The organism is Streptococcus sp. GMD3S, assembly GCF_000298695.2.
Taxonomy (GTDB): Bacteria; Bacillota; Bacilli; order Lactobacillales; family Streptococcaceae; genus Streptococcus.
Window position 1 is genome coordinate 1 of sequence record NZ_AJRC02000009.1, and the last position, 25,947, is coordinate 25,947.

The window sequence follows — 25,947 nt, forward strand, 5'->3', positions numbered from 1 at the left end:
TTGTACTTTAAAGGTCTTGAGATAGTTATCTTTTCCAACTTGACCTTCGAAGGATTGGCCATTTTCGAGGTAAGGAAGGTCGTCTGACACGGAAGCCTTGACCTTATAAATCTTGCCATCAACTTTAAAGAAGTAGACGGTATCACCCTTGATGACAGCTGATTTAAGGTCTGAGACGATACCCTTGATGTTTTCTACCGTTTCATTATCCAACTCGAGGTCATTTTTATTGGCATACTTGCTGAGGAGTTCATCTACCGTAGTTGCTACGATGACGTTTTGGTACTCCACGGCATCGACCAATGCATACTCCTTGACCAAGCCTGCATTGTCCTTCAAGCCCATGATATAGAGCGGTTTGTCATTGAGATTGACAAGAATAGGGAAGGTAGCCTTGTAGGCCTTCTCTTGCACTGCTCCCTCTGCAGAAGCACGGGCAGATTCTTCGGTTGCTGAAGCTAGATTGTACTTGGTGATTTCACCAGTGCGCATATTTTCAAGGATAAATCCTAGATTACTTTCGTCAGCGTTGGCTGAAGTCACCCCAGTGTAGAGATAAATGTCATTTCCGATAGAAAGATAGTTATAGCCTTCTGTCGTTTGGGTAACGTTTTTCTTAGAAATCAAGGCATTCCAGAGGCCGTCTTTATACTTGCCGTTGTAGTTGATTTGCTCGATGGTTTCTTCAGCTGGATAGACACGATCCACCCATTCTGGGACTTCATCCAAGCTGTATTCCTTGGTTTCTCCATTGGTGGCATCTAAGATAATAACAGATGACGGACGAGGTACTCCTAGACCAAACTGCTTTTGATAAACGGTTGCTACATAGAAAGGATTGCCTTCATCATCCACCTCAAAGGAGGGCGTTTTAAAAATCTTGGTTGGGTACTTGATCCGAAGATGACGTTTGACGTCTCGGTTAAAATACTCGGAGTCTGAATACTTCATTGGCGTTTTTAAATCCACCAATTCCGCATTTCCTGTCACCATATCAACCTTGATATACTCGCCAATTCCCTTGGACTGATTATTAAACCATTTGATCGGGTCGGCATACTCCAAAGGAGTTACTCGATAAGGTTTGCCATCAACCGTCAGCTGGGTATAAGTATCTGCTGCTACGTACTGGGAGACCTTATCCGTCAGAGAGCCTAGATAACGATCTCCAATCTTCTCTGCAGTGCTCCGATCTAGGATTGGAACCTTACTGGTATCACTCTTAGGAAAATCTTTAAAATCTTTTTCTGTGATAGACACCACATTAGCATAATTTTTTGCTTGGAAAAAGCTAGAGGTTACTAGGCTTACCAGACCAGCAAGGGCAAAAATGATAGCTGCAGTCAGAAACAATCCTCTACTAAGTTTGGTAAAAAGGAATCCTTCTAGATTGAGATCTTTGGCAGCCTTGCCATGACGTAGGTGAACTGTCTTGAGGAGGTTGGTATCCTTGCGGAAACTAAACAAAATTCCCATCACCACCAGATGCCCACAAAGAAAGAAGATGAATTCCCAACTAGTAAGATTAAGTGGCGGCAAAAAGATATACCAAGTCGTTGCGATAAAAACAAGTTCAAAAAGTATGCGTTTCATCTGAGTTCCTCCTAAATAATCCGTCCTTCCAAATGATCCAGTTCATGTTGGCAGATCTGAGCTGGAAAACCTGTTAACGTAATGGTCTGTTCCTCCCACTTACTATCACGATAGGAAACCGTAATCGTTTCATAGCGAGTTGTTGGTCGCACCCCAGTCAAAGACAAACAACCTTCCTCTGTCTCGTAAGGTCCTTTATAGGAAAGGAGAATGGGGTTAAACATGACCATGGGAACCAAGCCAAGATTAAAGATAATGACACGCTTCTGCACACCAATCATATTGGCTGCCAGACCGACACAGGTCTCGCGATTAGCCAGCAGGGTATCCTGCAAATCCTTAGCCAGATAAAGGTCTTCCTGACTTGCAGGTTTCGAGACCTGCGACAAGAATAAGACATCTCGGACAATTTTCTTTTCCATTCTCTTTCACTCCTTGCTACTTTACTTTATTATAGCACAAAAGGGAGCAACTCCTAGTCCTTTCTCTCAAATGCAAAAAAAGCCATCCGAAGATGACTTTCTTTTTAAATCGCGTTCTTATCAAGACCAAGTTTACGTTGAACAAACTTAACGATTTCGACGATAAGTATCATTGAGAAGCTTCCAGCTAGAACAATACCCCATTGAGACAAGTCTAGTTTGGTTACGTGGAAGATACCTTCAAGCGGTTCTACAACGATTGTTGCCATCAAGAGGATGAAGGATACCAAGATAGACCAGTTGAAGGTCTTAGACTTGAATGGTCCGACTGTCAAGATGGATTGGTAAACAGACTTGACGTTGTAGGCATGGAAGAGCTGAATCAAACCAAGTGTTGCAAAGGCCATAGTGAGGGCATCTGCGTGAATAGCATGATTGTCACCCACGTGAACTGGGTAAGCAATCGCAAGGCCATAAACACTCATAACAATAGCTGCTTGGAGTACACCTTGATAAATGATAGAACTCAAAACACCACCTGAGAAGAAGCTTGCCTTGCGTCCACGTGGTTTATGGTTCATGACACCAGGCTCAGCAGGCTCAACACCTAGAGCGATAGCTGGGAAGGTATCTGTTACCAAGTTGATCCACAAGAGATGAACTGGCTGCAAGACGTCCCAACCAAACAAGGTTGATAAGAAGATAGTTAATACTTCAGCAGTATTGGCAGAAAGTAAGTACTGAATAGTCTTTTGAATGTTTGAGAAGACCTTGCGTCCTTCTTCAACTGCGACGATAATGGTCGCAAAGTTATCATCTGCAAGAATCATGTCAGAAGCCCCCTTAGAAACCTCTGTACCAGTGATTCCCATACCGATACCGATATCGGCTGTTTTCAGAGCTGGCGCATCATTAACACCGTCACCTGTCATAGCAACAACCTTACCTTGTTTTTGCCAAGCCTTGACGATACGAACCTTGTGTTCTGGAGATACACGCGCGTAGACAGAGTATTGACCAACGACTTTTTCAAATTCTTCATCTGAAAGTTCGTTGAGTTCAGCACCAGTCAAGACATGGTCTTCCGAGTCATTTTCATCGATGATTCCCAAACGTTTGGCAATGGCTTCCGCTGTATCTTGGTGGTCACCAGTGATCATGATTGGACGGATTCCCGCTTCCTTAGCGACACGAACAGCTTCTGCTGCTTCGGCACGTTCAGGGTCAATCATTCCAATCAATCCAGTAAAGATCAAGTTGTTTTCAAGCTCTTCAGAAGTCAGGTTTTCTGGAATGCTGTCTACAATCTTATAAGCACCCGCAAGAACACGCAAGGCTTGGTGAGCCATTTCAGAGTTGTTTGTGTGAATTAAGTCATTAACTTTCTCATCAATCGGAGCAACATCTCCAGCCTTATCACGAGCAACACAACGTTTCAAAAGTTGGTCAGGGGCTCCCTTGACTGCTACGAGGAATTTACCATCTGGTAATGGATGAACCGTTGACATGAGTTTACGATCTGAGTCAAATGGTAACTCAGCTACACGAGGATATTGCTCTAAAAATCCTTTAACATCATAGCCCTTGTCCAAGGCATACTGGATGAAGGCTGTTTCCGTTGGATCCCCAATCAGGTTTCCTTCTGCATCAATCTTAGTATCATTAGCCAAAACAACAGAACGAAGAAGAGGCATTTCAAGACCTAGTTCAATATCATCAGCTGAATCATGTAGGACTGCATCATAGAAGACTTTTTCGACTGTCATCTTGTTCATGGTAAGCGTACCAGTCTTATCAGAAGCGATGATCTCAGTTGAACCAAGTGTTTCAACTGCTGGCAACTTACGAACGATAGAGTTTCGTTTTGCCAAAACTTGAGTACCAAGGGCAAGAACGATGGTCACGATAGCAGGAAGTCCTTCTGGGATGGCTGCAACAGCAAGCGCAACAGATGTCATCAACTCACCAAGTGGATTTTTACCTTGAATGAAGACTCCGACTACAAAAGTAACAAGGGCAATGACCAAAATTGCATAGGTCAAGACCTTAGAAAGGTTGTTCAAGTTTTGTTTGAGTGGTGTATCCGTCTCATCCGCATCTTGGAGCATGCCAGCGATATGACCCACTTCCGTGTACATACCTGTATTGACAACAACGCCAAGACCACGACCATAAGTCACATTTGAGTTTTGGAAGGCCATATTGACACGGTCACCAATACCAGCATCTGCAGAGAGCTCGACAGTCAAGTCTTTTTCGACTGGAACAGACTCACCTGTCAAAGCTGCTTCTTCGATTTTAAGAGAATTAGCTTCTAGCAATCGTAGGTCTGCTGGCACCACGTCACCTGCTTCAAGAGCAACGATATCACCTGGTACCAATTCTTTTGAATCAATCTCAGCCATATGCCCATCACGAATAACGCGAGCAGCTGGACTAGACATAGACTTGAGGGCTTCGATGGCTTCTTCTGCTTTTCCTTCTTGGTAAACACCGAAGGCAGCGTTGATGATAACCACGGCTAGGATAATGATGGCATCTGCGATATCTTCCCCACCAGAAGTTACGACTGACAAGATAGCCGCAGCAACTAGGATGATAATCATCAAATCCTTAAATTGCTCGATAAACTTGACTAGGAGTGATTTTTTCTCACCCTCTTCCAGTTCATTGCGTCCATATTCAGCTAGACGTTTCTGCGCTTCGCTTGACGAAAGACCCTGTTCAGTTGCTTCAACTGACTTCAAGACCTCTTCAGGACTTTGAGTGTAAAACGCTTGGCGTTTTTGTTCTTTTGACATGTGTCTCCTCCTTGACATTGTGTGCAAAACAAGTTCTCTTTTAGTTTTATGACAAACAAAAAGAGACCTGTTAATCATAACAAGTCTCGCTGTTTAAGATAGTGCCGGAAAACATACTTTTCAGTATACAATTCGGAATGACGACACTATCACAGGTTTCTGCCAGCTACTCCCTTGAGTAGTACTATTATATCAAAATTTGAACATTTTTCAAGGGTTTAAATCCGATGAAACAAGACTAAATTTGAATTTTCCCTTGAAAACCAGTATAATGGTAGAATACTATATGCCTAGAAAGGAAGCCCGATGAACCAATCCATGTCAAATCTCAAATTGGCAGAACGTGGAGCCATTATCAGCATTTCGACCTACCTCCTCTTGTCTGCGGCAAAATTGGCAACTGGTCACCTCCTGCATTCTTCCAGTTTGGTGGCAGATGGTTTCAACAACGTATCCGATATTATTGGAAATGTTGCTCTCTTGATTGGGATTCGGATGGCCCGCCAACCTGCAGACCGTGACCATAGCTTTGGTCACTGGAAGATTGAAGATTTGGCTAGCTTGATTACTTCCATCATCATGTTCTATGTTGGTTTTGATGTACTTCGGGACACCATTCAGAAAATCCTTAGTCGGGAACAAACACCCATTGATCCTCTGGGTGCAACTCTAGGAATCATTTCTGCAGCGATTATGTTTGTGGTCTATCTCTACAATACACGCCTCAGTAAGAAATCCAAGTCCAAGGCGCTCAAGGCTGCCGCCAAGGACAATCTTTCCGATGCTGTCACCTCGCTTGGGACTTCCATTGCTATCTTAGCCAGCAGTTTCAATTACCCTATCGTGGATAAATTGGTCGCTATCATCATCACCTTCTTTATCTTAAAAACAGCCTATGATATCTTTATCGAGTCTTCCTTCAGTCTTTCAGATGGTTTTGATGACCGTCTGCTAGAGGACTACCAAAAGGCCATCATGGAGATTCCAAAGATTAGTAAGGTCAAGTCCCAAAGAGGGCGGACCTACGGTAGCAATATCTACCTTGATATCACGCTGGAAATGAATCCCGACCTATCAGTCTATGAAAGTCACGAAATTGCGGACCAGGTTGAGTCTATGCTAGAAGAACGATTTGGTGTTTTTGATACTGATATCCACATCGAACCTGCTCCTATACCTGAAGACGAAATTTTGGACAATGTCTATAAAAAACTACTCATGCGCGAGCAATTGATTGACCAAGGCAATCAATTAGAAGAACTCCTTGCTGAGGACTTTATCTATATTCGTCAAGATGGAGAGCAGATGGACAAAGAGGCTTATAAGACTGAAAAAGAACTTAGTGCTGCGATTAAGGATATTCAAATCACTTCCATTAGTCAGAAAACCAAGCTCATTTGCTATGAGCTAGATGGTATCGTCCATACCAGTATCTGGCGTCGCCATGAGACTTGGCAAAATATCTTTCATCAGGAAACTAAAAAAGAAGACAAACAATGACCCTATCCAGTGGATAGGGCCTTTTTGATTATTCTACTTTAAGCAAAGACAGACTATGACGGTTTGGAAGATTTGCTTTTCGAAGCTTGTTTTGTCTGTTTTCTAGCTTGGCGATTTTGCTCGATGCGCCATTCTCTTTCATAGTACTTCATAGTCTCATAGACCCTTTCAGGAAGTCCTACATCTAGCAGAAAGATCGGGATAATTAAATCTGCTGACGGATGAAAAGGGAGAATCCTTCTCTTCAACAGAGCTAGAAAGGATTGGGATTTCACATTTTCCTTGTTTTTAAAATAGACTTCAATCCGATAAGAATCCCTATACTTCCCTCGAATCCGAGAAAAGGAAAACTCTTCTACATCTGCCCAAGCATAGAAATGACTGGGTTTCTTTGGGTTTGGTTTGTAGTAAAACCCCTCAACTGTGCATCTCAAATACTCCTTATCCAAGCTTAACAGTCTGTATGTCTGATAAATGATTACTCCAGCACAAAAGAGGACAAGCAGTATTAATAAAAGACTTATCGTATGAAGTTTAGTTCCCTTTTGCGAGTACAAATGGAGATAAGAGAGAGGTAGCAAGAAAAAAAGTACTGAAGTCAAGCCAAACAAGGCATTCCAAATGATTTTCTTGGGACTACGTTTAATGACTTTTTCTTCCATTATGCCAACTCACTTAGATATTCATAGCGCTCGTATTTTTCAAGGAGTTCTTCGTTTTTCTCATCCAGTTCTTTTTGGAGAGTAGCCAGCTTACCAAAGTCAGAGCCATTTGCCTGCATTTCTTCTTCAATAGCAGCAATACGATTTTCCAAGGCTTCAATATCCCCTTCAATGCTTGCCCACTCCTGCTTTTCTTGGTAGGTCATGCGTTTCTTGTCTTCACGGACCTTGACTACTTTTTCCTTTTCTGCCTTTTGCACTTGATTGGACATCTCTGTTTCAAAGACTTTTTCATCAAGGTAGTCGGTGTAATGACCAAAGAAAGGACGAATCTTACCATCCTCAAAAGCGAGAATCTTGGTCGCTACCTTATCTAGGAAATAACGGTCGTGGCTAACTGTCAAGACAGGGCCGGCAAAGCTCTGCAAGAAATTTTCCAAGACTGTCAAGGTTGCAATGTCCAAGTCATTTGTCGGCTCATCCAAAAGGAGAGCATTTGGTTTTTCCAAGAGCAGTTTGAGGAGATAAAGGCGTTTTTTCTCTCCACCAGACAATTTCTCAATCAAGGTTCCATGCGTCGAACGTGGGAAAAGGAACTGCTCCAGCAACTCAGCGATGGAAGTCGTAGAACCACCGCTGGTCTTAACCTCTTCTGCTACTTCCTGCAGGTAATTGATAATCCGTTTGCTTTCATCCAAACCTTCAATTTGTTGAGAGAAATAGGCGATGCGAACCGTCTCACCGATGATAACTTGACCTTTAGTCGGCTCAAGACTTCCTGCGATGAGATTAAGCAGAGTTGACTTCCCGACACCATTATCCCCAACAATTCCGATACGGTCTTTGGCTTGCACCAATAGATTAAAATCTTGCAAAATGGGCTTGTTTTCATAGGCGAAGGAAACATTCTGAAACTCGATGACTTTTTTCCCAATCCGACTGGTTTCAAAGTTCATGGTCAAGTCTGTATCAGCAACGCCACCTGAAACTTCTTTTTTCAAATCGTGGAAACGATTGATACGGGCCTGTTGCTTGGTCGCACGTGCCTGTGGTTGTCTGCGCATCCAGGCCAGTTCTTGCTTATAAAGTTGTTCTTTTTTGTGGAGAAGGGCAGCGTCACGCTCATCTTGTTCAGCCTTGAGGCGAACATAGTCCTGGTAATTTCCCTGATACTCGGTCAAGCCTGCTCGGTCCAACTCGAAAATCCGCGTTGATAGTGCATCTAGGAAATAACGATCGTGGGTGATAAAGAGAACGGTCTTCTTGGAATTTTTCAAAAAAAGAGTCAGCCACTCAATGGTCGCAATGTCCAGGTGGTTGGTCGGCTCGTCCAGAAGCAAGAGGTCGTGGTTTCCTAGGAGAACTTGCGCCAACTGAACCCGTCTTCTCAAACCGCCTGACAATTCACCAACTGGAGTCGACAAGTCCTGAATACCCAGCTTGCTGAGGACCGTCTTGACCTGGCTTTCAATTTCCCAGGCTTGGAGAGAATCCATCTCTGCCATGACCCGTTCCAAATGAGCCTGCTTGTCCTCACTGTAGTTGAGCATGATTAACTCATACTCACGAATCAACTGGATTTCCTTGAGGTCGCTGGACAGAACCGTGTCCAAAACTGTCTTGCTATCATCAAAATCTGGATTCTGAGTCAAGTAGCCAATCTTGTAGTCATTCTTAGCCGAAAAGGGACTGACATCCCCATCAAAGCCAGAAACACCAGAAAGAACATCTAACAGAGTGGTCTTACCAGTCCCATTGACACCAATCAGACCAATTCTATCCAAGTCATGGATGATAAAGGAAATATCCTTAAAAACGGTCTTGTCACCAACGGATTTGCTTAGTTTTTCAACGATAAAATCACTCATTTTTTCTCCCTCAGGTAAGCATGGATAGCTTGACGATCATTTTCCAACTCTCCATCGACAATGGCAAACTCAATCTCTGTTAAAATCTCTCCCAAGTCTGGTCCTGGCTGGTAACCATATTCCTTAATCAAAATTCCACCATTAATCTGGATTTCTTTCTTATCATGAATGGTCAAACTATGGTAAGTTTCTTTGATGGTTTGTGGGTTGACTTCTTTCCCTTGGGCCTGACGAAGACTTTCAGCTTGTAGAAGGGAATCCAAGTCAAAGCGGTAACAATCACGCTTGCTCAGCTCACCTTCTTCTCGCAAAGCCAAAATAGTCAGTAAATCCTGCACCTGCTTGGCAAACTGTCGTGAGGTTTTCCAAGCTTTCAAAAATGGCTGTGCATCTTTAATCTCCATAGCCCACAATAGAGCCGCCCAGGCTTGTTCGGAAGACTCAAAAGTGAAATCAGTCTTCAAATCAAACAGTTTGTTGAGCTTGTCTTGGCTTCCTGCCATATCTGGAAGATAGTCATAAGCTCGACTCTCAATCATGGAAGCCAGACCAACTCGCCAAAAAGGTGCCAGCAAGAGCTTATCAAACTCAACGAAGGTGCGCTCCACAGAAATTTTCTCCAAAAGTGGCGTCAAAGTCTTCATCGCTTCAAAAGTTTCTGACTCAAGTTTAAAACCGAGACTGGCCTGAAAACGGAAACCACGCATAATTCGCAGAGCATCTTCGTTAAAACGCTCACTAGCCACTCCAACTGCTCGTAAAACTTGGTATTTCAAATCTTCTAAACCATGGAACAAGTCAATGATTTCACCTGTCTCATCCAAAGCGAAGGCATTGACTGTGAAATCACGGCGCTTGAGGTCTTCTTCTAGCGAACGCACAAAGGAAACCGCACTGGGTCTGCGGTAGTCCACATAGACATCTTCGGTCCGAAAGGTGGTTACCTCATACTCCTCGTCCCCATCTAAAACTAAGACAGTTCCGTGCTCGATTCCAATATCGGCTGTTCGCGGAAAAATCTGCTTGGTCTCCTCTGGATAAGAAGAAGTCGCAATATCCACATCGTGGATGGGACGATTGAGGAGGGCATCTCGAACAGAGCCCCCAACAAAATAGGCCTCAAAGCCTGCTTCTTTAATTTTTTCTAATACTGGTAAAGCCTTCTGAAATTCAGAAGGCATTTGCGTTAATCTCATAATAAGTGTTCTAATCCATAGACAAGCTCATGACGCTTGACAACTTCTTTGATTCCCAAATTGACCCCTGTCATGAAGGAGCTGCGATCATAGGAGTCATGACGAAGGGTCAATCCTTCTCCCTGATTGCCAAAGATAACTTCTTGATGAGCTACTAAGCCTGGCAAACGAACTGAGTGGATCCGCATGCCATCAAAGTCAGCACCACGAGCACCCGCAATCAATTCTTCCTCATCAGGCGCACCTTGCTGGATTGATGCCCGAACTTCCGCCATCAACTCAGCTGTTTTGATAGCTGTTCCACTCGGAGCATCTTTTTTCTTATCATGATGGAGCTCGATAATCTCCACATTTGGGAAATATTTGGCAGCCTGCGCCGCAAATTGCATGAGCAAGACAGCTCCCAAGGCAAAGTTAGGGGCAATCAAGCCACCCAAATCTTGTTTACGGGAAAATGCTTTTAGTTCTGCAATTTCTTCACTAGTGAAGCCTGTTGTCCCTACGACTGGAGCAAAGCCATTTTCAAGAGCAAAGCGTGTATTTTCGTAGGCAACAGCTGGTGTGGTGAAATCCACCCAGACATCTGCTTCAAATCCAACCAAGTCAACCTTATCATTGAAGACAGGAATTCCCTGCCACTCTGACTCAGACTCAAACGGATCCAAAACTGCGACCAAGTCCAAGTCTAGATCAGCCAAGACCATCTGACAAGCGGCCTGGCCCATCTTTCCCTTAAACCCAGCAATAATCACTCGAATACTCATCTCTACTCCTGTCTAAGATACAAAGCTTGTAAGAACACAAAGTGAAAATAGGAGTTCTGATCAAGGAGTGTCTACTCCTTGGAAGAACTATCTTTTTCACACAGGGTTCCAGGCGTGTTCAATTATCAAGATACAAAGGACGTTAGCTGCCCATGAAAAATAGGGAATGGCGCTGACTTTCCATGAAAGGCAAGACAGGCATCTTTTTTCAAGAGGCAGATAGTCCGTGTTCAATTTCTAAGATACAAAGCCTGCCCAGAACAATCTAGACAACTGGCGTATAGCTCAAGGCGATACTGCCTTCTCCAAGGTGGGTCCCAATGACACTACCAAAGCTGACAATTGGAATCTCAGAATTCACACCACTCTCCATCAAAAGCTGACGTAAATCCGCTGCCTTTTGAGGAGCGTTTCCATGAATGACTGTAATACGGTAGTCCCCATCTTTTGTCAACTCTTTGATGATTTCCACCAAACGTTTGATTGCTTTTTTCTCTGTACGAACTTTTTCATAAACCTCAATCACACCTTGGTCATTGAAGTAAAGAATGGCCTTGATACTGAGAAGATTTCCTAGGATGGCCGCCCCATTTGACAGACGTCCTCCCTTAACCAAGTGATCAAGGTCATCTACTATGATAAAGGCCGAGTTATCGGCGATTTGGATAGCCAATTTCTCCTGAATCTGAGCAAAATCATCGCCTTGTTCTGCCCAATCAAAGGCACTCTCTACCATAAATCCTAGAGGGGAACTTGTGATATGGGTATCTGGAAAGGCAATGGTCAAACCTTCATACTCGTCTAACATATATTGGATATTCTGATAAAAGCCTGAAATTCCTGACGAAAGAAAGAGGCCCAAGACATGAGTATAGCCTTCATCTTTCAAGGAACTTAGAATCTCATCCAATTTGGCAATACTTGGTTGACTAGTTTTAGGCAATTCTGCAGACTGAGCCATTTTTTGATAAAATTCTTCAGCAGTCAGATTGACACCTTCAACATACTCCTCCCCATCAATATTGACAGGAATATCCAAGATAAATAGATTCTCTCTTTGCAGCGTCCTCTCCTCTAAATAGGCTGAAGAATCTGTAATGACAGCTAATTTCATGGCTAAAACTCCAAATTGATTCCTGGAAGATCCAAGGCGATTTCTGTTACTTCATACGTCAAACGATTAAGCATGTTCAAACATGGACGTGCCAAGGTTTCGACTTCTTCTTGGTTAAATTCGCTTGGTTCGTTGACAATACGACCTTCCACATGGTTCACTTGGGAAATTGTTCCGCTGATGACAAATTTGTCAAAGACAATCATAAAGCTCAAGATAACGACTAAAGAAGTCACTTGGTTTTCTTGGTCATGTTGGAGTAACTGAAAGTTCACGTCTACCTTGGTTTCAGGAGCTCCATTTTCATTTTCCCATTCAAAGTTACGAGCATCAAAGTGATACTGGCTAACAAATTCTTGTTCTCGTTTAAGATTCATTTTTCTCTCCCATTGCTACAATTTACTATGCAATTGTACCACATTTTTATCATTTCATCTAGTTTTCTAGGCTTTAGTCAATTCCGATTTCATCTTTAACCACAGCAGCAATCGTATCTACATAGTAGTTGACTTCTTCTGTTGTTGGTGCTTCTGCCATGACACGCAAGAGGGGTTCTGTTCCACTTGGGCGGACAAGGATACGGCCGTTCCCTGCCATCTCTTCTTCCATCTTTTCTATGATTGTCTTGATGGCTGGTACTTCCATGGCATTTTCTTTCATGGCATTTTCCACTCGGATATTGACCAGTTTTTGTGGGTAAATCGTCACTTCTGATGCTAGTTGAGACAAGCTCTTGCCTGTTTCTTTCATGATTTTGGTCAATTGGACAGCTGATAATTGACCATCACCAGTTGTATTGTAGTCCATCAAGATAACGTGACCTGATTGTTCACCACCAAGGTTGTAGCCTGATTTTCTCATTTCTTCAACGACATAGCGGTCACCAACAGCAGTCACTGCCTTGTTAATGCCAGCGCTATCCAAAGCCTTATGGAAGCCAAGGTTAGACATAACCGTTGTCACGATGGTATTTTGAGCCAACTGGCCTTTTTCAGAAAGGTATTTCCCGATGATGTACATGATCTTATCACCATCGACGATGTCGCCATTTTCATCGACAGCAATCAAGCGGTCACTGTCTCCGTCAAAGGCCAAACCAATAGCTGACTGGCTTTCTTTGACCACCTCTTGAAGAGCTTCTGGATGTGTAGAACCCACATTCAAGTTGATATTAAGACCATCCGGTGTCTCACCGATAACAGTTATTTGAGCTCCAAGGTCTGCAAAGATTTGACGAGCACTTGTAGACGCTGCACCATTAGCTGTATCCAAGGCCACTTTCATCCCTTCAAGAGGAGTTCCAGTTGAAACAAGGTAGCCTTCATACTTACGTAAACCTTCTGGATAGTCCACTAAGGTTCCCAAGCCTTCGGCGCTTGGACGAGGAAGGGTATCTTCTGTAGCATCTAGCAAGGCTTCGATTTCTGCTTCTTTTTCGTCATCAAGTTTGAAGCCATCCCCTCCAAAGAACTTAATTCCATTATCAAGGGCTGGGTTGTGACTAGCGGAAATCATGACACCTGCACTGGCTCCCTCAGTTTTGACCAAATAAGCTACTGCTGGTGTTGCAAGGACACCGAGTTTGTAGACGTGAATCCCTACAGAGAGAAGACCTGCCACTAAGGCAGATTCTAGCATTTCTCCTGAGATGCGTGTATCACGTCCTACAAAGACTTTAGGGGCTTCTGTTTCGTGTTGGCTAAGAACATAACCACCAAAACGTCCCAATTTAAAGGCCAATTCTGGCGTCAGTTCTACGTTTGCTTCTCCACGGACTCCATCGGTCCCAAAATATTTACCCATTTTATTTATCATCCTTTTCTACTATTTTGTTTAGTCCTGTTTAGACGAGTCTGGTTTCGTTTCTGAACTCGTTGAAGACGAACTGCTGGTTGAAGAGCCCGTTGACGAGGTCGTTGACGAAGAACTCGAGCTAGACGATACTGTTTTGGTTGTAATTTTCATTGTAGTGTCAAATGGCATAATGACGCTTGGCAAGACATTTCCATTTTTATCGACTGCTTGTAGAGGAACAGAAGCCGAATAATTACCTGTTATCCGTTCACTCGTTGGCAAGATGGCAATGACACGATCTACTCTAGAGAGAGTTTCCTCATCACTAATAACCGTTACTTTTTCATCTGATACAGTGACTGTATCAATTTTCACACGAGAATCAATCTGACTAGGGTCAATCTCCGGCACAACGATTACATTATCACGTTTTGCTTTTTTACCAACCTTGACTGTTATCTTTTGCGGTGTCGCAACAGCCGTCAAACCACTCGGTAAATTTTCAATAGTCAGGGGAACTTCGATGGTTCCTACACTGGCATTGGTTAAGTCAGCTTTGACCTTGAATTTCCGAGTGCTTTCCTGCATCTCACTCGCCAAAGCAACTCTGTTTGACCCAGTCAGAAAGACGGTCACTTCAGATGTAAAACCACTGATAAAGTACTGAGCACTGTCATACTGAATATCGATTGGGACATTAAGAACCGTATTGGTATAGGTTTCTGTCCGCACCTGTCTAGCACTATTGCTATTCTGATAGTTTGTTGAAGTCGCATAGATAAAGAGGATGCAGGCGAAAAAGAAGGAAGAAATAATATAAAGACTATTTTTTCTCATGTTTCAATCCTCCTAGCAAACGCTCTTTCAAACCTTGTTTTTCCTCTGATGCTGGAAGCAAGATTCTTCTTAACTCCGATTCAAACTCTTCCAAGGTCAAATCATGCTTAAAGACTCCATTATAGGTGATTGAGATTCCACCTGTTTCCTCAGAAACCACAAAGGTAAGAGCATCTGATACTTCCGACAAACCAATCGCTGCCCTGTGACGTGTCCCAAACTCCTTGGAAATTCCCGTATTTTCAGTCAGGGGTAGGTAGGCTGAAGTTACGGCAATCCGATCTTCTCTGACAATGACCGCTCCATCGTGTAAGGGAGTATTGGGGATAAAGATATTAATCAATAACTCAGAGGAAATTTTAGCATCTAGAGGAATCCCAGTTGAGATGTATTCCTGCAAGGTTCTCACTCGCTGAACTGCTACCAGAGCACCAATCTTACGAGGACTCATGTACTCGACTGATTTGACAAAGGCGCGAACCATTTGCTCTTCCGCACTAATAGGCGCATTGTAGAAGAAATCAGTAGCTCGACCCAATCGTTCCAAACCAGTCCGAATCTCTGGTGAAAAAATAACCACCGCTGCAATGACCCCGTAGGTGATGATCTGATTAATCAACCAGGAAATGGTCGTCAAACCAATCATATTGGACAGAATCTGACCTAAAATAAAGACCAAGACTCCCCGCACCAAAATCATGATTTTGGTCCCTGCAATCGCTTTGGTAAAATGATATAAAATATAAGTCACAATCAGAATATCTATCAGATTGGTGACTATTGTCCAAGGGCTTGAAAACAAACTCGTCCAGTATTGCAAATTGGATAATGGTTGAAAATTCATCCCTGGCCTCCTCCCTGTCAAAACACTTTCTGTACCATTATACCATTTTTTGCCCATTTTTTCCCTATCCTACCTCATTTTAAATTAAGCAAAAATATGATAAAATAAACTGACTAGAAAAAACGAAGGAGAAATCATGTCTCAACTCTATGATATTACCATTGTAGGTGGCGGTCCTGTTGGGCTCTTTGCTGCCTTTTACGCCCACCTACGCCAAGCCAAAGTCCAAATCATCGACTCTCTTCCCCAGCTCGGTGGTCAACCAGCCATCCTCTATCCTGAGAAGCAAATCCTTGATGTGCCAGGTTTTCCAAACCTTACTGGAGAAGAATTGACCAATCGCTTGATTGAACAGCTAAACGGCTTTGAAACACCTGTTCACCTCAACGAAACTGTTCTTGAAATCGAGAAACAAGATCAAGGTTATACAATTCAAACTAACAAAGGAAGTCACCTGACCAAAACAGTTATCATTGCCATGGGTGGTGGCGCCTTTAAACCACGGCCACTCGAATTGGAAGGTGTTGAGAGCTATGAAAATATCCACTACCACGTTTCCAACATCCAGCAATACGCTGGTAAGAAAGTAACCATCCTTGGTGGTGGGGACTCAGCAGTGGACTGGGCTCTGGCTTTTGAAAAGATTGCCCCAACTACTCTCGTTCACCGCAGAGATAACTTCCGCGCCTTAGAACACAGTGTGCAAGCCTTGCAAGAATCATCTGTAACCATCAAGACACCGTTCGTCCCTAGCCAACTTATCGGAGATGGAAAAACACTCGACAAACTAGAAATCACCAAAGTCAAATCAGATGAAACCGAAACGATTGAGGTAGACCATCTCTTTGTCAACTATGGTTTCAAATCATCTGTTGGCAATCTTAAAAATTGGGGTCTGGATCTCAACCGCCACAAGATTATCGTCAATAGCAAACAAGAATCCAGCCAAGCAGGTATCTATGCTATCGGCGACTGCTGCTACTATGAAGGTAAGATTGATTTGATTGCGACAGGACTGGGTGAAGCTCCAACAGCTGTTAACAATGCCATTAACTACATTGACCCTGACCAAAAAGTACAACCCAAACACTCGACCAGTTTATAATAAAAGAACCACGGATCAACGATTCGTGGTTTTATAGTTCATCTGCAATCTTGTTTATTTTTCTGAGTCTGTGGTTGACACCACTTTTGGTCAGGGGATTGCTCAGGCTATCCGCCAACTGCTGGATAGAGTAGTCTGGGTGCTGGATCCGTAAGCGAGCCACCTCCTGCAAATCCACTGGTAAATTTTCCAAACCCATTCTATCTTTGATTTTACTGATATTATTGATAGTCTTCATGCTGGCAGAAACTGTCCGAGCGATATTAGCTGTCTCGGCATTATTGGCTCGATTGAGATCGTTACGAGTTTCACGCAAAATCTTGACGCGCTCAAAGTTATCACGCGCCTGCATAGCCCCAATCACGATCAAGAAATCCATGATGTCCTCTGCACGCTGGAGATAGGTAACTGCACCTTTCTTTCGCTCAATAACCTTGGCATCCAACAAAAACTGCTGAAGGAGAGAGGCTAGTCCATGGGCGTGGTCCAGATATACAGAACTGATCTCCAACTGGTACTTGCCAGACTCCGGATCTCGGATGCTACCATTTGCCAGAAAGGCCCCACATAAGTAAGCACGACCAGCCTCTTCATCTGCTAAGATATCGGGATCAATACCCGTCTCCAAACCAAAGAAGGAATCCGCAAGTCGCAAATCAGCTAAAAGCTCCTGCACCCTCTCATCTGTATAGACCGTATAGACACGATTCTTGCGAAGATTGCTTCTCTGATGGTGTCGAATCTCAGACTTAATCTCATAAAAATGGAGAAAGGACTCATAGAGATGCCGAGCCAACTTGGCATTTTCAGTCACAACAGACAAGGTCAGGCCAGAAGTCGAGAGACCGATGCTACCAGACATCTTGATAATGGCCGATAGTTCATAACGACTGAGATGGTGTTGACCAAGAATTTCTTCTTTTACTGCTACTGTGAAACTCATTTTCTCACCTGTATAATGCGCATCAATTCATCTACAATCAAATCGCCATCATGGAAGGCTCCTCCATTTTCCAAACGAAGGAAGTTGGATGAAATCACACGAGGGACCTGCTTGCAAAGACCAGCAAAATCATGCTCTACCTGAACCAAATATTCATCAAAACGGTTGGTATCCATGTATTCTCTAGGAACCTTCTCGATATTAACCAAGACCGTATCAATAAATGGCCTACCTAAGTGTCGATGGAGGACTTCCACGTGGTCACTGTCTGAAAAGTGCTCTGTTTCCCCACGCTGGGTCATGATATTGCAGACATAGGCGATCTCTGCCTTAGTCTCCAAGAGAGCCTGTCCAATCTCCTCAATGACAATATTGGGCAAAATCGATGTAAAGAGGGAACCAGGCCCCAAGACAATCATGTCACTCTCGAGAATGGTATTGACTACTCGACGGCTGGCTTGCGGTGTTTCATCATCCAAGGTATTGGTCACATAGACATGGTCGATCATGCCTGGATGATCTGCAATGTGGCTCTCACCTGCCACCTCAGAACCGTCTTTAAAGACTGCATGCAGTGTCAAAGGCTGATCGCTTGAGGGGTAGATTTTTCCTGTTGTGTGGAAAAAGAGACTTAGCAGCTGCATGGCATTGTAAGTGGACCCTTGCATTTCAGAAAGTCCTGCTATAATGATATTTCCTAGAGGATGACCTGCAAAAGCACCAGCGTCTTCTGAAAAGCGGTACTGAAAAACCTTCTCATAAAATTTAGGCATATCCGACATGGCTACCAGGACATTGCGAAGATCTCCTGGTGGTGTCAGCTGTTGGATATTCTTTCTTAGTTCACCAGAAGAGCCACCATCATCAGCTACCGTTACGATGGCTGCGATATCAACATCCTTTTCTCGCAAGCTTTTCAAAATGACGGGGATACCAGTTCCTCCACCAATCACCGTTATCTTTGGTTTTCTCATGAACGATTTACCGTTTCCTTTCTTCTGTCTTTGTCACGATGGCTTTCATTGACAGGCCAGTTTTTAGCAAGGTCCTCAGCTATTCGTTTGGCAAAGGCAACACTACGGTGCTGTCCACCTGTACATCCTACTGCAATGGTTAAAACAGACTTGCCTTCTTTTTTGTAACTTGGCAAAATGGGTTCAATCAAGGCGAGTAAGTGCTGATAGAAACTTTCAGACTCTTCATGATTCATCACATAGTCATAAACTGCTTGATCCTCACCTGTCTGATTACGGAGTTCAGGGAGGTAGTATGGGTTTGGTAAGAAACGGACATCAAAGACCAAGTCTGCATCGATAGGAATACCATACTTGAATCCAAAAGACATGACTTCGATACGGAAAGACTGGGCTTGTTCTTGGTCCGAAAATTGCTCAGCAATGGTTTTACGAAGTTCACGCGGAGTAAGTTCTGTCGTATCCACCACATTTTGGCTCATGTTTTTCAAAGGTGCCAAGAGCTCGCGCTCCAGCTTGATGCCGTCCAAAATCCGACCATCCGCTGCTAGAGGGTGACTCCGTCTGGTTTCCTTGTAACGGGCCACCAATTCCTTATCTTTTGCATCCAAAAAGAGAATTTTGAAATCCAAATCATCTTGGTTTTCCAATTCATCCAAAACTGCCTGAATCTCTGAAAAGAAGGAACGGCTCCGCATGTCCACAACCAAGGCCAGTTTGTGGTCATCATCCTTGGTCTCTACCAACTGCAAAAACTTTGGCAAGAGGGCTGGTGGCATATTGTCAATAGTGAAATATCCCAAATCCTCGAAGGACTGAATGGCTACTGTTTTCCCTGCGCCACTCATCCCTGTCACAATCACCAGGTGAAGTTGTTTCTTTGTCATCTATCTCTCCTTATATCAAAAAAAGTTTGGCAGAGCCAAACTTCAACTAGCTTATCCAATCTCTGCGATCACTTCAATTTCGACTTTTACATCACGAGGAAGACGTGCAACCTCTACAGCTGAACGAGCTGGAAATTCCTCTTTAAAGGCAGTCTGGTAAACCTCGTTAAAAGGAACAAAGTCATTCATATCGCTCAAGAAGCAAGTTGTTTTAACAACATGGTCAAAGTCTGTTCCTGCTTCTGCCAAAATAGCGCCGATATTTTTCAAGACTTGTTCTGTCTGTTCTTGGATCGTTTCTCCTACAATTTCTCCAGTTTCAGGAGATAGGGGAACTTGACCGCTAGCAAACAAAAGATTGCCAACGATTTTCCCTTGAACATATGGTCCGATTGCTTTTGGAGCTTTGTCTGTATGAATTGTTTTTGCCATTTCTTTCCCTCACAATTTTTCTAATATTGCATCCCAAGCCTGATCCATCCCTGCCTTGCTGACAGATGAAAAGAGGATGAAGTCGTCACTTGGGTCAAAGTTTAATTTCTTTTTGATTGCTGATTCGTGCTTGTTCCACTTACCGCGAGGAATCTTGTCCGCCTTGGTCGCAACGATGATAACCGGAATCTCATAATACTTGAGAAATTCGTACATCTGCACATCATCTGCTGACGGGTCGTGGCGGAGATCCACCAAACTGACAACCGCACGGAGATTTTCCCGAGTCGTTAGGTACTCCTCAATCATGCGCCCCCATTTTTCACGTTCCTTTTTAGAAACGCGGGCATAGCCATAACCTGGTACATCCACAAAACGCATCTTGTCATCAATGTTGAAGAAGTTGAGTAACTGGGTCTTCCCAGGTTTTCCTGATGTACGAGCAAGATTTTTGCGGTTCAACATGGTGTTGATAAAGCTAGACTTGCCGACATTTGAACGCCCTGCAAGGGCAATCTCTGGCAGTTCATCCTGCGGATAGTGGGACTTGTTTGCCGCACTGAGCAGGATTTCAGCATTGTGTGTATTGATTTCCATAGTCACCTCTAGGCTGTTTCTAGAATGGGTTTTTCCGTTCCATCAACAGCTTCTTTTGTGATGCGGACCAATTTCACATTTTCCTGACTCGGTACTTCAAACATAACATCTAGCATGGTTTCTTCGATAATAGACCGAAGACCACGCGCACCAGTTTTGCGTTCGATAGCCTTATTGGCGATTTCTTGAAGGGCTTCATCTTCAAATTCCAACTCAACATCATCATAAGAAAGCAAGGTTTGGTATTGTTTCACCAAGGCATTTCTTGGCTCTTTCAAGATGCGAACCAAGTCATCGACCGTCAATTGCTCAAGAGCAGCAAAGACAGGCAAGCGTCCAATCAACTCAGGGATAATACCGAATTTTTGAATGTCTTCTGCGATGATTTCTTGCATGTAGGAGCTGTTTTCGTCAATCGCCTTGTTATTTTGGCCAAAACCGATGACTTTTTCTCCCAGACGTTGTTTAACGATTTCTTCGATGCCATCAAAAGCACCACCTACGATAAAGAGGATATTTTTAGTATCCACCTGAATCATCTCTTGTTGTGGATGTTTGCGTCCTCCTTGAGGCGGCACGCTAGCGACAGTTCCCTCGATAATCTTGAGAAGGGCTTGTTGCACACCTTCACCCGAAACGTCACGTGTGATAGACACATTCTCGCTCTTCTTGGCAATTTTGTCAATTTCATCTACGTAGATAATCCCACGTTCTGCACGTTCGATGTTAAAGTCAGCAGCCTGCAAAAGTTTGAGGAGGATATTTTCCACGTCCTCACCCACATACCCAGCCTCAGTCAGAGCCGTCGCATCTGCAATAGCGAAAGGCACGTTCAAGCTCTTAGCCAAAGTCTGAGCCAAGAAGGTTTTCCCAGAACCAGTTGGACCAATCATCAAGATGTTTGACTTCTGCAAATCCACATCTTCTGACTCTTCACGCGTATCATGGAAATTGATGCGTTTGTAGTGGTTGTAAACTGCCACTGCCAAGGCACGTTTAGCGCGATCCTGACCGATCACATAGTGATTCAAGATATTGAGGAGTTCGATTGGTTTTGGTACTTCAGACAAGTCTGCCAAAACTTCCTCAGCCAACTCCTCCCGAATGATTTCCTGGGCCAATTCCACACATTCATTACAGATAAAGGCGTTGTTCCCAGCGATTATTTTCTTTACTTCTTCTTGGCTCTTGCCACAAAATGAGCAATAAACCATCATATCATTTTTCCTATTTGTAGGCATGATTTCCTTCCATTCTAATTTATCATTCTATCTAAAATAAGGTCATATAAAAAGCGTGGACACTGTTTACCAGATTGGTAAAAGCATTCAACCAGAGTAAGGCAGACAGTCCATAGCGCTTCTTACGAAAAGCCTGTGCTCCAGTCAAAATACAGATCACACACAAAAAAGCTGTAAAAAATCCAAATATACTGCGCTCCATTAGACTTCCTTTCTATCTCGGTATTCGATGGTAAAATCATAGTCGTTTTTCTCATCTCGGGTGTAAGATTTGCTTGCTACTGTCTCAAAATGAGACAAGTCAAACTCCTCAGGGAAATAGGTATCTCCCTCCACCTGAGCATGAATCTGTGTCACGATGATTTCATCTAAATAAGGCTCAAAAGCCTGAAAAATCTGCTTTCCGCCAATGATATAGAGATTTTTTTCCTGACTCTGATACCACGCTAAAACAGACTCCACATCTTGAAATACGAGCGCCCCATCTATGACTTCTTCGCTATTTCGCGTTAAAATCAGGGTTTGCCGTTTTGGAAGCAGACGACGTCCCATGCCATCAAAGGTCACTCGTCCCATCAGTATAGCATGATTTAAAGTTGTTTCCTTAAAATGTTGCAACTCTGCTGGCAAATGCCAAGGGAGACGATCTTCCTTCCCAATCACACCTTTTTCGTCTTGGGCCCAAATGGCTATAATTTTCTTTGTCATGCTTCCGTCCTTTTTATTGATACTACTATTTTATCAAAATTCTCCCAAAAAGGCTGTTTTGAAACGCGTGCAAAAGAGAGAAAAGGAGCAGGCTTCATTTAGCCTGCTCCTCTCGTCCCTAGGACGTATATTTTTTTGCTTCTGATTCAATTTTTTCAACCACTTCTTGGATACTTAGTCCAGTTGTGTCAAGATAAACTGCATCCTCAGCCTGTTTGAGAGGAGAGGTTTCACGATGACTATCCTTGTAGTCACGCGCAGCAATCTCTTCTTTCAACGTTTCAAGGTCTGTCTCAATCCCTTTAGCAATATTTTCCTTGTAACGACGCTCTGCTCTTTCTTCAACAGAAGCCACTAGGAAAATCTTGAGTTCAGCTTGTGGTAAAACAACTGTCCCGATATCACGCCCATCCATGACGATACCACCTTGCTGAGCAATCTCTTGCTGGAGAGAAACCAGTTTTTCACGCACTTCAGGAATGGCAGCGATGCTTGAAACCTTGTTGGTCACTTCATTTTCACGAATCGGATGCGTAATATCAACATCTCCTACAAAAACAAGTTGCTCACCTGTTTCTGAACGACCAAAACTAATGGGGTGTTGGTTAAGAAGCTCAAGAAGTTGGTCTACATTTCCTGCATTCAACTGGTGTTTGAGCGCTATATAAGTCGCAGCACGGTACATAGCACCTGTATCGAGATAAGTATAACCAAAATCCTTAGCGACAATCTTTGCGACCGTACTCTTACCACTCGAAGCTGGACCATCGATAGCAATTTGAATTGTCTTCATGACCGACTCCTATCTTGTCTTAATCACATCACCTGGGTTGGCAAACCAAGATCCAGATGACATATGAGAAGGATTTAGGGCTTCTAGCTGGGCAATGGAAATCCCTGCACGTTGAGCAAGAGCTGCTTCTCCCTCTCCAGGCTGTACTGTAAGTGTTCCTTCACCCTCTGTATGTTCTTCCGAACTGCTCTCTGAAGGTGTTGATTCAGAAGAAGCTGTTTCCTCTACCTTGCTACTTGAAGATGATGATGCTTCCACTTTAGAACTTGCACTTGTAGAAGGAGACGATGCATCATAGAAGTCCTTCAAAGATGAAGTACGATTGCTTCCTCCGGTTGATAGGTAAATCAATACAACTACCATCGCTACAACAATTACAAAGAAGAGGCTAGCGAGAACCGTCAAGACACGATTCGCAACAACGCCTTTCCCTTTTTGTTTCCGGTGTCGACGCTCTGATCTTGTTTCTTCCTCATTGTTTTCGTAAATATCTTCTTGCCACGGTTCTTTTTCCATACCTTACTCCTTGTTTTTTTTACATTTTCTTATTACAATATAAATATGAAAGTCACACTTATACCCGAACGGTGCATCGCCTGCGGGCTTTGCCAAACCTATTCTGAACTCTTTGATTACCATGATAATGGAATCGTTCGATTTTACGATGATCCAGTTGAATTGCAAAGAGAAATCGCTGAGACCAGCGATGTTCTGGAGGCCATCAAAAATTGTCCTACAAGAGCACTTCTAAAAGATCCATCGTAGGAAGCAGGGAATGAATGTTATTGATTTTTTCTCATTTTTCCCACACTTACTAGTTTAGCATATTTCTAGGTAAAATTATAGTCTTTTTCGGTTATTTTTTCCTTCAATAATAGAAAGGTCACTTTTTTCTTTGACGAGATAGAGTGGTCTTTTTTTGGTTTCTAGATAAATCTTACTAATATACTTACCGAGAATACCAATCGTCAGAAGTTGAATCCCTCCAAGAAAGAGGATGACAGCCATCAAAGACGTCCAACCAGATGTCGGATTTCCCAAGATAAGAGTCCGAAACACTACAAAAAATGTCATCACAAACGAAAGAAAACAAGATAGGAGTCCCGCTACAAAGGCTATACTCAAGGGAAAATCTGAAAAGTTAAGAATCCCTTCAATCGAGTAGAAAAAGAGTTGTCTAAAACTCCAACTGGTCTTGCCAGCCTGTCGTTCAACGTTTGGATAATCAAGATAGTGCGTTTTAAAACCCACCCAGGCAAAGAGTCCTTTAGAAAAACGATTGGACTCGGTCAGGGTTAAAATAGCATCTACCACAGACCTTCTCATCATGCGAAAATCACGGACACCTGAGGGTAGAGCCACTGGGCTAATTTTTTGCATGAGGCGGTAAAAGAGGTCAGCACAGAAACTGCGGAAAAAGGGTTCCCCCTCCCGACTAGTTCTCCGTGTCCCAACACAGTCTAAGTCTGCATTCTGGTCTAGTAAGGCCTTCATTTCGAGCAACATACTTGGAGGGTCCTGGAGGTCTGCATCCATCACGACCACCAGGTCCCCAGTCGCATACTGCAAACCTGCGTATAAGGCTGCCTCTTTCCCAAAATTTCGAGAGAATGAGACATAACGGACCGCAGGATTTTGCTCCCGATAGGTCTTCAAAAGCTCTAAGGTCCCATCGTTTGAGCCATCGTCCACAAAGACATACTCGATCTCTGCTCCCAATTCTGGAAGCAGTACTTCAACAGACTGATAAAAAAGAGGAAGTACTTCCTCTTCGTTTAAACATGGGACAATGATTGAAATCATCATCTTAGTCTTCAAATCCATTTGGATGCTTGCTTTGCCAACGCCATGCGTCTTCACACATTTGGGTGATGCTAAGTTCTGCTTCCCAACCCAGTTCAGCTTTGGCTTTTGCAGGGTCTGAGTAGCAGGCAGCGATATCACCTGGGCGGCGTTCTACGATGCGGTAAGGAATAGGACGCCCCACTGCTTTTTCCATGTTTTGGATAATTTCAAGAACGGAGTAACCTTTACCAGTTCCAAGGTTATAAATGTTTAGACCTGAACCTTTTTGGAGTTTTTTCAAAGCTGCAACGTGACCTTTAGCTAGGTCTACGACATGGATATAGTCACGAACCCCAGTTCCATCTTCTGTATCGTAATCATCTCCAAAAACTTGTACTTGCTCTAGTTTGCCCACTGCTACTTGTGAAACATAAGGCAAGAGATTGTTTGGAATGCCGTTAGGATTTTCTCCCAAGTCACCGCTCTCATGTGCTCCGATTGGGTTGAAGTAACGCAGCAAGACCACATTCCATTCTGAGTCTGCCTTGTAGATATCGGTCAAAATCTCCTCTAACATGAGCTTAGTACGGCCGTACGGGTTGGTCACTGAAAGTGGGAAATCTTCTAAGATTGGTACTGTATGAGGGTCTCCGTAAACTGTCGCAGAAGAACTGAAGATGATGTTCTTACAGTTATTTTCTTCCATAGCTTTCAAAAGGCTAACAGTTCCTGCGATATTGTTGTCATAGTAGGCAAGAGGAATACGGGTTGATTCGCCAACAGCCTTCAAACCAGCAAAGTGAATCACACCAGTCGGTTCTTCCTGCTTGAAAATATCTCTGAGAGTATCAGTATCACGGATATCTGCCTCATAAAAAGGAATCTCAACTCCTGTGATTCTTTCAACAACTTCTAAACTTTTACGGTTGCTATTGACAAGATTATCCACCACAACGACTTGATGACCTGCTTGGATCAACTCAATAACAGTGTGGGTTCCGATAAATCCAGCACCACCAGTTACCAAAATCTTTTCTTGCATCTTTTTTCCTCGATTCTCGGATTATTTTTTCTTATTTTATCATTT

Annotated in this window: 27 protein-coding genes; 3 read left to right on the top strand and 24 right to left on the bottom strand. The window is 43.3% G+C overall.

Annotated elements, in window-relative coordinates; all coding sequences use genetic code 11:
• From GMD3S_RS0205685 to GMD3S_RS0205695, 3 genes are all read right to left on the bottom strand, one after another.
• Positions 1–1,593, bottom strand: a 1,593-nt coding sequence (locus GMD3S_RS0205685; RefSeq protein ID WP_000821464.1) for a hypothetical protein, incomplete at its 3' end; no start/stop codon positions are given.
• A gap of 11 nt (positions 1,594–1,604) precedes the next feature.
• Entirely contained in the window at positions 1,605–2,015 is a 411-nt protein-coding gene (locus GMD3S_RS0205690; RefSeq protein ID WP_000412252.1) for a peptide deformylase, read from the bottom strand.
• A gap of 104 nt (positions 2,016–2,119) precedes the next feature.
• A complete protein-coding gene (locus GMD3S_RS0205695; RefSeq protein ID WP_000032435.1) occupies positions 2,120–4,816 on the bottom strand; it encodes a cation-translocating P-type ATPase in 2,697 nt (898 codons plus the stop codon).
• A gap of 306 nt (positions 4,817–5,122) precedes the next feature.
• Here GMD3S_RS0205695 and mntE point away from each other — a divergent pair, with 306 nt between their 5' ends.
• Positions 5,123–6,316: a CDF family manganese efflux transporter MntE gene (gene mntE, locus GMD3S_RS0205700; RefSeq protein WP_001076586.1), complete on the top strand. Its 1,194-nt coding sequence runs from the start codon at positions 5,123–5,125 to the stop codon at positions 6,314–6,316.
• A gap of 53 nt (positions 6,317–6,369) precedes the next feature.
• Here the strand turns inward: mntE and GMD3S_RS0205705 are convergent, their stop codons facing one another.
• From GMD3S_RS0205705 to cdaA, 9 genes are all read right to left on the bottom strand, one after another.
• On the bottom strand, positions 6,370–6,981 hold the full coding sequence (locus tag GMD3S_RS0205705) for a hypothetical protein (protein ID WP_025172961.1): 612 nt from the start codon (positions 6,979–6,981) through the stop codon (positions 6,370–6,372).
• Positions 6,978–8,846, bottom strand: a complete 1,869-nt coding sequence (locus tag GMD3S_RS0205710; protein WP_001279104.1) for an ABC-F family ATP-binding cassette domain-containing protein — start codon at positions 8,844–8,846, stop codon at positions 6,978–6,980. Before GMD3S_RS0205710 ends, GMD3S_RS0205705 begins: the two co-directional genes overlap by 4 nt.
• A complete protein-coding gene (locus GMD3S_RS0205715; protein ID WP_008284388.1) occupies positions 8,843–10,042 on the bottom strand; it encodes a CCA tRNA nucleotidyltransferase in 1,200 nt (399 codons plus the stop codon). Before GMD3S_RS0205715 ends, GMD3S_RS0205710 begins: the two co-directional genes overlap by 4 nt.
• Complete coding sequence (gene dapB, locus GMD3S_RS0205720; RefSeq protein ID WP_000027862.1) at positions 10,039–10,806, bottom strand: 4-hydroxy-tetrahydrodipicolinate reductase; 768 nt, start codon at positions 10,804–10,806, stop codon at positions 10,039–10,041. The genes GMD3S_RS0205715 and dapB overlap by 4 nt, the downstream gene beginning before the upstream one ends.
• Positions 10,807–11,071: 265 nt before the next feature.
• Positions 11,072–11,920 (bottom strand): DegV family protein, encoded by an 849-nt coding sequence (locus tag GMD3S_RS0205725; protein WP_000762168.1) that lies wholly within the window; start codon positions 11,918–11,920, stop codon positions 11,072–11,074.
• Between the two features lie 2 nt (positions 11,921–11,922).
• Complete coding sequence (locus GMD3S_RS0205730; RefSeq protein ID WP_001050092.1) at positions 11,923–12,297, bottom strand: DUF1149 family protein; 375 nt, start codon at positions 12,295–12,297, stop codon at positions 11,923–11,925.
• A gap of 73 nt (positions 12,298–12,370) precedes the next feature.
• The gene (gene glmM, locus GMD3S_RS0205735) at positions 12,371–13,723 is read right to left on the bottom strand and encodes a phosphoglucosamine mutase (RefSeq protein ID WP_000521454.1); all 1,353 of its coding nucleotides are present in this window, start codon (positions 13,721–13,723) and stop codon (positions 12,371–12,373) included.
• 30 nt (positions 13,724–13,753) lie between these two features.
• Positions 13,754–14,551 (bottom strand): CdaR family protein, encoded by a 798-nt coding sequence (locus GMD3S_RS0205740; protein ID WP_001230929.1) that lies wholly within the window; start codon positions 14,549–14,551, stop codon positions 13,754–13,756.
• Entirely contained in the window at positions 14,538–15,395 is an 858-nt protein-coding gene (gene cdaA / locus GMD3S_RS0205745) for a diadenylate cyclase CdaA (protein ID WP_001010977.1), read from the bottom strand. The genes GMD3S_RS0205740 and cdaA overlap by 14 nt, the downstream gene beginning before the upstream one ends.
• A gap of 136 nt (positions 15,396–15,531) precedes the next feature.
• On the opposite strand from cdaA, the gene GMD3S_RS0205750 reads away from it, so the two are divergent.
• Positions 15,532–16,500: an NAD(P)/FAD-dependent oxidoreductase gene (locus GMD3S_RS0205750; protein ID WP_000081032.1), complete on the top strand. Its 969-nt coding sequence runs from the start codon at positions 15,532–15,534 to the stop codon at positions 16,498–16,500.
• Between the two features lie 31 nt (positions 16,501–16,531).
• Here GMD3S_RS0205750 and whiA read toward each other — a convergent pair whose 3' ends face one another.
• The 10 genes from whiA to GMD3S_RS0205805 form a co-directional block, all read right to left on the bottom strand.
• A complete protein-coding gene (gene whiA, locus GMD3S_RS0205755) occupies positions 16,532–17,443 on the bottom strand; it encodes a DNA-binding protein WhiA (protein WP_000011300.1) in 912 nt (303 codons plus the stop codon).
• Positions 17,440–18,417: a YvcK family protein gene (locus GMD3S_RS0205760; RefSeq protein WP_001231053.1), complete on the bottom strand. Its 978-nt coding sequence runs from the start codon at positions 18,415–18,417 to the stop codon at positions 17,440–17,442. The genes whiA and GMD3S_RS0205760 overlap by 4 nt, the downstream gene beginning before the upstream one ends.
• A complete protein-coding gene (gene rapZ, locus GMD3S_RS0205765; RefSeq protein ID WP_000163046.1) occupies positions 18,414–19,304 on the bottom strand; it encodes an RNase adapter RapZ in 891 nt (296 codons plus the stop codon). Before rapZ ends, GMD3S_RS0205760 begins: the two co-directional genes overlap by 4 nt.
• A 51-nt stretch (positions 19,305–19,355) precedes the next feature.
• On the bottom strand, positions 19,356–19,736 hold the full coding sequence (locus tag GMD3S_RS0205770; RefSeq protein WP_001140420.1) for a RidA family protein: 381 nt from the start codon (positions 19,734–19,736) through the stop codon (positions 19,356–19,358).
• A 9-nt stretch (positions 19,737–19,745) separates the two neighbouring features.
• Positions 19,746–20,333: a ribosome biogenesis GTP-binding protein YihA/YsxC gene (yihA, locus tag GMD3S_RS0205775; protein ID WP_000405203.1), complete on the bottom strand. Its 588-nt coding sequence runs from the start codon at positions 20,331–20,333 to the stop codon at positions 19,746–19,748.
• Positions 20,334–20,341: 8 nt separating this feature from the next.
• Complete coding sequence (gene clpX / locus GMD3S_RS0205780; RefSeq protein WP_002879862.1) at positions 20,342–21,574, bottom strand: ATP-dependent Clp protease ATP-binding subunit ClpX; 1,233 nt, start codon at positions 21,572–21,574, stop codon at positions 20,342–20,344.
• 31 nt (positions 21,575–21,605) lie between these two features.
• Positions 21,606–21,776, bottom strand: a complete 171-nt coding sequence (locus tag GMD3S_RS0205785) for a hypothetical protein (protein ID WP_000442252.1) — start codon at positions 21,774–21,776, stop codon at positions 21,606–21,608.
• Positions 21,776–22,282: a dihydrofolate reductase gene (locus tag GMD3S_RS0205790; protein ID WP_000162306.1), complete on the bottom strand. Its 507-nt coding sequence runs from the start codon at positions 22,280–22,282 to the stop codon at positions 21,776–21,778. Before GMD3S_RS0205790 ends, GMD3S_RS0205785 begins: the two co-directional genes overlap by 1 nt.
• Positions 22,283–22,400: 118 nt before the next feature.
• Positions 22,401–23,075: a (d)CMP kinase gene (gene cmk, locus GMD3S_RS0205800; RefSeq protein ID WP_000849414.1), complete on the bottom strand. Its 675-nt coding sequence runs from the start codon at positions 23,073–23,075 to the stop codon at positions 22,401–22,403.
• Positions 23,076–23,084: 9 nt separating this feature from the next.
• Positions 23,085–23,591 (bottom strand): SAG1386/EF1546 family surface-associated protein, encoded by a 507-nt coding sequence (locus GMD3S_RS0205805; protein WP_000410186.1) that lies wholly within the window; start codon positions 23,589–23,591, stop codon positions 23,085–23,087.
• A 45-nt stretch (positions 23,592–23,636) separates the two neighbouring features.
• Between GMD3S_RS0205805 and GMD3S_RS10730 the strand changes: the two genes are divergently transcribed.
• The gene (locus tag GMD3S_RS10730) at positions 23,637–23,840 is read left to right on the top strand and encodes a ferredoxin (RefSeq protein WP_002874767.1); all 204 of its coding nucleotides are present in this window, start codon (positions 23,637–23,639) and stop codon (positions 23,838–23,840) included.
• A 75-nt stretch (positions 23,841–23,915) separates the two neighbouring features.
• Here GMD3S_RS10730 and GMD3S_RS0205810 read toward each other — a convergent pair whose 3' ends face one another.
• Positions 23,916–24,881 carry a glycosyltransferase family 2 protein gene (locus tag GMD3S_RS0205810; RefSeq protein ID WP_008278016.1) on the bottom strand — a complete coding sequence of 322 codons (966 nt, stop codon included), beginning with the start codon at positions 24,879–24,881 and terminating at the stop codon, positions 23,916–23,918.
• Between the two features lies 1 nt (position 24,882).
• Entirely contained in the window at positions 24,883–25,902 is a 1,020-nt protein-coding gene (gene galE, locus GMD3S_RS0205815; RefSeq protein WP_001156533.1) for a UDP-glucose 4-epimerase GalE, read from the bottom strand.
• Positions 25,903–25,947 lie beyond the last annotated feature (45 nt).